The sequence below is a fragment of the Blautia sp. MSK18_10 genome (assembly GCF_020553185.1).
In the GTDB taxonomy this organism is placed as follows: domain Bacteria; phylum Bacillota; class Clostridia; order Lachnospirales; family Lachnospiraceae; genus Blautia_A; species Blautia_A wexlerae.
Genome location: NZ_JAJCGT010000065.1, coordinates 1 through 9424, shown reverse-complemented (window position 1 = coordinate 9424; position 9424 = coordinate 1). Strand labels below are relative to the sequence as shown.

At 44.9% G+C, this 9424-nt stretch carries 8 protein-coding genes; all 8 read right to left on the bottom strand.

Features of this window, described 5'->3' with window-relative positions; translation table 11 throughout:
* Positions 1-182: 182 nt before the first annotated feature.
* On the bottom strand, positions 183-962 hold the full coding sequence (gene trpA, locus LI074_RS16110; RefSeq protein ID WP_173698396.1) for a tryptophan synthase subunit alpha: 780 nt from the start codon (positions 960-962) through the stop codon (positions 183-185).
* Positions 955-2139, bottom strand: coding sequence for a tryptophan synthase subunit beta (gene trpB / locus LI074_RS16105; RefSeq protein WP_055058796.1), 1185 nt, complete (start codon positions 2137-2139; stop codon positions 955-957). Before trpB ends, trpA begins: the two co-directional genes overlap by 8 nt.
* Positions 2140-2383: 244 nt before the next feature.
* Entirely contained in the window at positions 2384-3010 is a 627-nt protein-coding gene (locus tag LI074_RS16100) for a phosphoribosylanthranilate isomerase (protein WP_173698395.1), read from the bottom strand.
* A gap of 30 nt (positions 3011-3040) precedes the next feature.
* The gene (gene trpC, locus LI074_RS16095; protein ID WP_173698394.1) at positions 3041-3841 is read right to left on the bottom strand and encodes an indole-3-glycerol phosphate synthase TrpC; all 801 of its coding nucleotides are present in this window, start codon (positions 3839-3841) and stop codon (positions 3041-3043) included.
* A 99-nt stretch (positions 3842-3940) separates the two neighbouring features.
* Complete coding sequence (gene trpD, locus LI074_RS16090; RefSeq protein WP_062807918.1) at positions 3941-4951, bottom strand: anthranilate phosphoribosyltransferase; 1011 nt, start codon at positions 4949-4951, stop codon at positions 3941-3943.
* On the bottom strand, positions 4944-5522 hold the full coding sequence (locus LI074_RS16085) for an anthranilate synthase component II (RefSeq protein WP_022381370.1): 579 nt from the start codon (positions 5520-5522) through the stop codon (positions 4944-4946). The genes trpD and LI074_RS16085 overlap by 8 nt, the downstream gene beginning before the upstream one ends.
* A complete protein-coding gene (gene trpE / locus LI074_RS16080) occupies positions 5519-7006 on the bottom strand; it encodes an anthranilate synthase component I (protein ID WP_173698393.1) in 1488 nt (495 codons plus the stop codon). Before trpE ends, LI074_RS16085 begins: the two co-directional genes overlap by 4 nt.
* A gap of 610 nt (positions 7007-7616) precedes the next feature.
* Entirely contained in the window at positions 7617-9077 is a 1461-nt protein-coding gene (locus tag LI074_RS16075; RefSeq protein WP_173698392.1) for a uracil-xanthine permease family protein, read from the bottom strand.
* Between the last annotated feature and the right edge of the window lie 347 nt (positions 9078-9424).

The window sequence follows — 9424 nt, the reverse complement described above, 5'->3', positions numbered from 1 at the left end:
CTGACGATACAAAAATTTATTATTTTTTATTGTCCTCTTGACGGGGAGCATACCACCGCAGCATGCGGCGAGTTTGGGTCATTTTTCTTATGTTTTTAGCATATTTTTAGCAGCTTAGAAGTTCTTAGGCTTCGAAACCGCACACGAAATGAAATATGTTTCTGCGCGTCCCTCTTCAACTCCTAAGCTTCCATTACAGCATCTTTCATAGACTTCACATACTCTTTCACATACGGTACACAGTCCGCACCATGTTCTGCACACAACTTCACAATTGCAGATCCTACAATTGCTCCGTCCGACTGTGCTGCCATCTTCTTTGCCTGCTCCGGCGTAGAAATACCAAATCCCACAGCACATGGAATATCCTTCACAGCCTTCACTAACTTCACCATAGCTCCGATATCCGTAGTAATATTAGTTCTTGTTCCTGTAACACCAAGAGAAGAAACACAATACACAAACCCTTCCGCATCCTTCGCAATCTGTGCGACCCTCTCATGAGAAGTCGGCGCGATCAGAGAGATCAGATCAATACCGTATTTCTTACATACACTGTCAAACTCTTCTTTTTCCTCAAATGGCACATCCGGCAGAATCAAACCATCCATTCCGATTTCTGCAGCTGTTTTAATAAACCGCTCCGTTCCGTAAGAAAATACCACGTTTGCATATGTCATAAACACCATAGGAACAGAACTGTTCTTTCTGATCTTTACTACCATATCAAATACCTTATCTGTAGTCACACCACCTGAAAGTGCTCTCACATTTGCTCCCTGGATCACAGGTCCCTCTGCTGTAGGATCAGAAAACGGGATTCCAAGCTCGATCAGGTCTGCACCAGCTTCCTCCATTGCATAGACAAGCTGCTCTGTCACTTCCAGAGACGGATCTCCACAGGTAATAAACGGGATAAATGCCTTTCCTTTTTCAAATGCTTCTGTAATTCTCTTATTCATGGATATCCTCCCCTCTGTAACGCGCGATTGCTGCGCAGTCCTTATCTCCACGTCCGGAAATTGTAATGACCACGATCTGGTCTTTTCTCATCTGCGGAACAATTTTCTTTGCGTAAGCTACTGCATGAGCACTCTCAATAGCAGGAATGATTCCCTCTGTTCTGGAGAGATATTCAAATGCCTCTACTGCTTCTTCGTCTGTGACAGGTACATATTCTGCACGTCCTGTATCATAGAGATGCGCATGTTCCGGTCCGATTCCCGGATAATCCAGACCTGCGGAAATGGAATATACAGGTGCGATCTGACCATATTCATCCTGGCAGAAATAAGATTTCATTCCATGGAAGATTCCCAGTTTGCCGGTTGCAATGGTAGCTGCTGTCTCTGCCGTATTTACGCCACGTCCTGCTGCCTCACATCCGATCAGACGGACATCTTTGTCATTGATAAAATTGTAGAATGTTCCGATCGCATTGGATCCGCCACCTACACATGCAAGAACTGCATCCGGAAGTCTGCCCTCTTTTTCAAGGATCTGCTCTTTGATTTCTTTGGAGATCACTGCCTGAAAATCGCGAACAATTGTAGGGAACGGATGAGGTCCCATTACAGAACCAAGTACATAATGTGTATCGGAAATACGGTTTGTCCACTCTCTCATTGTCTCGGAAACAGCATCCTTCAGTGTTGCAGTACCGGAAGTAACTGCATTGACCTTTGCACCCAGAAGACGCATTCTGTATACATTTAATGCCTGACGTTCTGTGTCTTCTTTTCCCATGAAGATTTCACATTCCATACCCATAAGAGCTGCTGCTGTTGCTGTTGCCACACCATGCTGACCTGCGCCTGTTTCTGCAATGACACGGGTCTTGCCCATTTTTTTTGCAAGAAGTACCTGACCAAGTACATTGTTGATTTTGTGAGCACCTGTATGGTTTAAGTCTTCTCTCTTTAAGTATACTTTTGCTCCACCCAGATCTTCTGTCATGTGGGATGCAAAGTAGAGACGGGATGGTCTTCCTGCATATTCGTTCAGAAGCTCTGTAAGCTCTGCGTTAAACTCCGGGTCATCTTTATAGTGGTTGTAGGCTTCTTCCAGTTCGATGACAGCATTCATCAGTGTTTCCGGAATGTACTGTCCTCCATGGATGCCGAATCTTCCTTTTGACATCTGTATATGTCCTCCTTTTATGTATGTAATCCCTGGCCTGTCAGATGGTCGGTCAGAGTATTCTATGTTCTTTCTGAATTAGTCAAGCGGATATTCGCAATCCGCTTCGCTACTTGCTCATAACCGAATAACTGCTCCGCAGTTTATCAGAAGGAGCTTGCACTCCTCCTGATACAAGCAAGTCCCCACCCACTGCTTATTGCTTTTCGCAATTGAAGCAGGTGACTTACTTGATTCGGTTATCTTATTTCATATGCACCAGTTGAACTGCCTTCAAAATCTTATCTCTGTCTTTCATTCCATCCGTCTCCACACTGCTGCTCAGATCTACTGCATAGGGATAAATGGTCCGGACGGCTGTTTCCAGATTATCTGCACCCAGTCCTCCTGCCAGGAAAAACGGTCTGTCTATCTCCGGGATCAGTGACCAGTCAAAGGTCTGTCCGGTTCCACCACCACCCTGATCAAGCAGTATATAATCTGCCGGACTTTTCAGGGCTTTTTCAATATCCTGAGCTGTTTTTACGGAAAAGGCCTTTATAACCTGATGACCTGTATTCTTTTGGATTCTCCGTATATATGCCTCATCTTCCTGTCCATGAAGCTGTGCAATATGGATAGTTCCGTCAAGAAGCAGTTCCTCCACACGCTCAGGTGCTGCATTTACAAAAACACCTACAGGGATAATGTCCGGATTAAGTTTTGCAGTAAGTTCTCTCACCAATGCACCTGTAACATTTCTGCTGCTCTTCGGAAATTCTATGATAAATCCGCAGTAAGCAGGTTTTGCTTCATTTACATAGGTAATGTCTTCCGGGCGTTTCAGACCACAGATTTTGATTTTGGTTCTTTGCTGTTGTTCTCTGGTCATATTCTATCCTCTCAGATAACATTCGATCTTTCAGCGTAACGGGCTGCTATTCAGGCTTTCCAGCGCTGCTTTCTTGTCCGGACTTCGCATCAGTGTTTCCCCGATCAGTACCGCATCCACTTTATTCTCATAAAGAAGCCGGATATCCTCCGGGGTGCGGATTCCGCTCTCGGAAACAAAAACCACATTGTCCGGTGCCATTTTTCTCAGGCGAATGCTGTTGTTCATATCTACCTGAAAAGTTCTCAGATCCCGGTTATTGACTCCCACGATCTCTGCCCCGAGATTTAAGGCTCTGTCCACTTCGTACTCATCGTGTGCTTCTACCAGTGCATCCAGTCCCAGCTCTTTTGCAAGCTGTCTGTATGCTCTTAATTCTCCGTCATCCAGGATGGCGCAGATAAGCAATACCGCGGAAGCACCAAGGGATTTCGCCTGATAGATCATATACTCATCTACTGTAAAATCCTTGCGGAGTACAGGTATCTGTACAGCGGCTGAGATTTCTCTCAGATACTGGTCTGCTCCCTGGAAATAAAAAGGTTCTGTGAGACAGGAGATTGCACTTGCACCTGCCTGTTCATATTCCTTTGCAATTGCCAGATATGGAAAATCCGGTGCAATCAGTCCCTTTGAGGGGGAGGCTTTCTTTACCTCGCAGATATAGGACATACCGTCTTTTTGTAATGCCTGGAGAAATGTGATTTTCTGCCCTGCATTTTTATTTACTTCCTGAATCCGGTTCTCCAGCTCCGAAACAGAAATACAGGATTTTTCTTTTGCAATTCTTTCTCTTGTTCTGGCTGCTATTTCTTCTAATATATTCTTCATAATCTCTATGATTTTTCTGTAACTGTTCTGTATATCCACAGTCAGCAGATTACCGGACAGTTACAGATTTCCTTTACATTAGTAATTGGGGGTTGCTTTTTATTTATTTGTCTCTTCTACAAATTCTTCCAGTTTTTTCAGTGCTGCACCGCTGTCGATGAGGGATTCTGCCAGCTTCACTCCTTCTTCTATGGAAGCGGCTTTTCCTGCGATATAGAGTGCTGCACCTGCATTTAAACATACCGCCTGACGCTTCGGACCTTTTTCCTCACCTTTCAGGATTGCTTTTGTGATCTCTGCGTTTTCTGCAGGTGTACCACCTGTCAGGGCACCCTTCTCACATCTCTCATATCCAAACTGTTCCGGTGTGATCTCATAGGAAGTAAATTTGCCATCCCTGATCTCACATACAGAAGTAGGTGCGCACATGGAAATCTCATCCAGACTGTCCTGTCCATAGACAACCATTCCTCTGTTAACGCCCAGATTTGCCATAACCTGTGCCAGTGGCTCCACCAGTGACTGATCGTAAACTCCCATCAGTTCCATGTTTGCACCTGCCGGATTACTTAACGGTCCAAGAATGTTAAATACAGTACGGATTCCTAGCTCTTTACGAATCGGTGCCACATATTTCATTGCAATATGATAATTCTGCGCAAACAGGAAGCAGATGTTGATCTTTTTCAGGATCTCTGCACTGCGTTCCGGCGTCAGTGTAATCTTCACTCCCAGTGCTTCCAGAACATCTGCTGCACCGGATTTGGAGGATGCTGCCCTGTTTCCATGTTTTGCAACCGGAACACCGCCTGCTGCGATCACCAGAGAAGAAGTAGTGGAAATATTGAAGGAATTGGAACCGTCTCCGCCGGTACCCACGATTTCAAGCACATCCAGGTTGTGGAGAAGTTTGATACAGTGAGCTCTCATACCTGCTGCGGAAGCTGTGATCTCATCAATTGTCTCTCCTTTTAAAGCTAATGCAGTAAGATAAGCAGACATCTGTACAGGTGTTGCCTGACCGCTCATAATCTCGTCCATTACAGCTTCTGCTTCCGCATAAGCTAAATCCTGTTTCTTTGATAATTTAATAATGGCTTCCTTAATCATTTCTCACTACCTCCATAAAGTTCTCTATCATCACTCTGCCGTCCGGTGTCATTACAGATTCAGGATGAAATTGTACTCCAAACACAGGATATTTTGTATGTTCCACTGCCATGACCTCTCCGTCCTCTGACTCTGCTGTTACCTTAAGTTCTGCAGGCAGGGTATCCTTTAACGCTGCCAGGGAATGATATCTGGCTGCTGCAAAGGTATCCGGCAGGTCCTTAAAAAGCCGGCTTTCTCCTGTTTTATACATCAGCTTTTTCTTTCCATGCATCAGTTCTTTTGCATAGGAAACTGTTCCTCCAAAAGCTTCGCAGATGGACTGATGTCCCAGGCACACACCCAGGATGGGGATTTTTCCTGCAAATTCTTTAATCACCGGAATACAGATACCTGCATCCTCCGGCCTTCCCGGACCAGGGGATAAAATGATGGCTTCCGGCTTCATCTCCGCGATTTCTTCCAGTGTACACTCATCGTTTCTCACTACTTTAATGTCCGGTTCCACTGCACCGATGAGCTGATATAAGTTATAGGAAAAGCTGTCATAATTATCGATCAGTAATATCATTCTAATCCCTCCTGTGCCTGTTCAATTGCCTGTACCACAGCTCTTGCCTTGTTGCAGCATTCCTGGAATTCCTTTTCCGGTACACTGTCTGCCACGATTCCGGCACCTGAACGGATACAGATTTCTCCGTTTTTCTTGTAAACCAGGCGGATGGCAATACAGGTATCCAGGTTTCCTGCAAAATCCAGATATCCGATGGCGCCTCCGTAAATGCCTCGTTTGCTCTGTTCCAGTTCCTCGATGATCTGGCAGGCTCTGAATTTGGGTGCTCCGGAAAGGGTTCCTGCCGGAAGGATTGCGTCTACTGCATCCACAGCGTCTTTATCATCCCGGATGATTCCTGTTACTGTGGAGCCCAGATGCATTACATGGGAAAAACGTTCTACGCAGAGATACTTTTCTACTTTTACAGTTCCGATCTTGCTGATCTTTCCAATATCGTTTCTTCCCAGGTCTACCAGCATGTTGTGTTCTGCCAGTTCTTTCTCATCTTTCAGAAGTCCCTCTTCAAGGGCTTTATCCTCTTCTCTTGTCTTTCCTCTTGGTCTGGTTCCTGCCAGAGGGAAGGTACTTAAGGTACCATTTTCCAGCTTCGCAAGGGTTTCCGGGGAAGCACCTGCCAGTTCAATGTCATCACTGGAGAAATAAAACATATAAGGAGAAGGATTAGATGCCCGAAGAACCCGGTAAGTATCAAACAGGCTTCCTGTTGCTTTCGCACGCATGGGATTGGAAAGTACTACCTGGAAAATATCACCTTCTCTGATGTAATGTTTGGCTTTCTCCACCATCTCTGCATATTTTTCTTTCGGAAATTTCGGCTGTATTTCTGACTGAAGTCTCAGCGGTTCAAATTCCATATGCTCCCCGTTTCGAATCAGCTGCGCCATTTCCTCCAATTTCTTTACTGCTTTCTCGTAGGAGGCTTCCAGATCATCTGCCATCACACCTGTGATCAGAAGTACTTTCTGTCTGAAATGGTCAAATACGATCACCTGATCAAAAAGCATTAAATCCATGTCCCTGAAATCCTGCTGTTCCTTGTCCTCCAGTTTCAGCTTTGGTTCACTGTATTTGATATAATCGTAGGAGAAATATCCTACCAGACCGCCTGTAAAAGGAGGCATCTTTTCCATTACCGGAGTTTTATATTTCCGGATGATTTCTCTGAGAGTATCACCGGGATGTGTGACCTGCCTTACGGTTTCCTCTGTTTTTCCCTCAGCATCGGTTGTCCGGATCTTCAATGTTCCGTCTGTACAGGTAATCTCCATGGACGGTTCATACCCCAGAAAAGAATACCTGCCCCACACTTCTGTCTGGCTGGCACTTTCCAGCAGGTAACAATGGCGGCTGGCTTTTCGCAAAATGCGCATTACCTCTACCGGTGTATATCTGTCTGCATAAAGTTCTCTGCACAGAGGAATACGACGATATTCTTTTGTCTGTGCAAGCTGCCTGATGGTTTCTAATGTTGGATACATGGAAACACCTCCTGTGATTAATTCAGTTTCTGCCAGGAACATAAAAAAGCCCGCCCTTGACAGAATTATCGTTTCTGTCAAGGACGAGCGTATATACTTCACCCGCGGTGCCACCTTGATTTACGGTTTGAACCGTACTCTTTGCGAAATACCTTCATATTCCCGGCAACTGACGTATGCCTCACGTCACAGGATACTTAGTCTGCTCTGTAATCTTCAACCTTTCACTGTGCCCTCAGCGGCCCATTTGGCAGACTGCATTTCCACCCGGCTCTCACCTTCCCGGATTCTCTGTGCGCGCATGACTGCTTTGACTTCCGCTTCATCGGTTTAATCTGTTAAATTTACGTTTAATTTACCACCGGAAGCTATATTTGTCAACCCTGAATTTCATTTTCAATAACATATTTTTATCATTACGTTGTTGTTCACTCCGTTCTCAGTAACGTAGCCAAAATTCATTCCAGACATCTGCAGTCTGTTTTCGCCACATACATCTGCACCAGATAATCATTCACTATAATCTGAATAAAAGCGCAAAACCAGATATTCCCGGTTTCACGCTTTTTATTGTTTTACTTATTCACTTTCGAACACTCCCAGTGTGCCGCTATTTCTTCTGTGTCTCTTTTCTCTTCATGTCAAGAATCTCTTCTGCAATCTCAACTTCGGATTTCTCATCCGGTGGAAGCACGATATTCAGAATGATAGCAAACAGTGCTGCAGGTACGATTCCTGAACCGCCGAAGATCAATGTGATTGCCTGCGGCATATGTGCAAGGACTGCTGAGTTTGCCCCCAGTCCATAGCCAAGACCAAGTGCAACGGAGACAATTGTTACGTTTCTCGGAGTTACCGGCCATTTTGTGATAAGCTGGATACCGCTGACAACAATAGATGAGAACATCATAACTGCCGCACCGCCCAGTACGCTCTGAGGCATGATGGAGATCAGTGCTGCAAGCTTCGGAAACAGACCACATGCGATAAGGAAAATACCGCCTGTTGCAATTGAAAAACGGTTTACAACCTTGTTCATTGCAACCAGACCTACGTTCTGGCTAAAAGAAGTATTCGGAAGTACGCCAAATACTGCTGCCAGTGAAGATCCAAGACCATCGCACATAACGCCGCCGGAAAGTTCTTTGTCTGTAGCTTCTCTTCCAAGACCGCCCTCTGTGATACCGGAAATATCACCTACAGTCTCTACAGCTGTTACAATAAACATAATGCAGATCGGAACGATTGCCCTTGCATCAAATACCCATTTGACAGGCATGATCTTCGGCACTGCAAACCAGGATGCGCTTGCTACTTTATCCCAGTTAAGAACCCAGGATTTGGTAGCTTCTACTGTTGCACCTGCATCATCCACATAGGTAAATGTGGTAGGAAGAACTGCTGCCATAATACTTACCAGCACATATCCAACGATAATACCGATCAGAATTGATGCAAAGCTTGTAAATCCTTTTGTTCCATGTTTTAATACGACAATTACAACCAGAACTACAAAGCCTACAAACAGATTCTCCAGAGAACCGTAGTCCTTAGCGGAACTTCCGCCTCCAAAAGAACTGATACCAACAGCGATCAGTGAAAGACCGATTGATAATACAACGGTTCCTGTTACAACTGACGGAAAAAATTTTCTCAATGGTTTCAGGAAGCTTCCCAGTACAGTTTCAAAAAGACCGCCGATAAAGGATGCCGCCATAATTGCACCATACGCAACCACTCCATTACCCATGACTCCTGCAACACTCTGGCATACGCCAATAAAACCGGAACTGGTTCCCATAACGATGGGGAGTTTACCACCCACAGGTCCTATGGTAAATACCTGAACCAATGTTACAATACCTGCAATCAGCATGGCATTCTGCAGAAGTGCTACCTGCAGTTCTCCGCCGGCTTCGATTCCACAGGCTGCTGTGATGATCAGAAGCGGTGTAAGATTACCTACGAACATAGCCAGCACATGCTGCAAACCAAGAGGAATCGCCAGCTTCAGTGGCGGCCTTCCATCAAGGTCGTAGGGTGTTACTGTGTTTTTCTCTTGTTTCTCCATTCCTTTCCCTCTCTTTCGTGAATGTTGATGTGATTCGGCAAAAGGTTTTACAATAGCGATTTTTCCTATAATCAAAAACAAGGCAGTTATCCTTTTTTTGAATAACTACCCTGTTATCATTTCATACTACTGTCATTACAATGAACTTTTGCTTTCACCTTTTTGCATTATAAAGGATTTTGGGGATTATGGCAATAGTAAAAAGAAATTTTGTATATTTTTGTATGAATATGCCGGCAACATAAAAAAGCCTGTAAACCTTTCACTCGATTTACAGACTCATCTTTCGTGTAGTAGCGAGAGGGGGATTCGAACCCTCGACACCACGGGTATGAACCGTGTGCTCT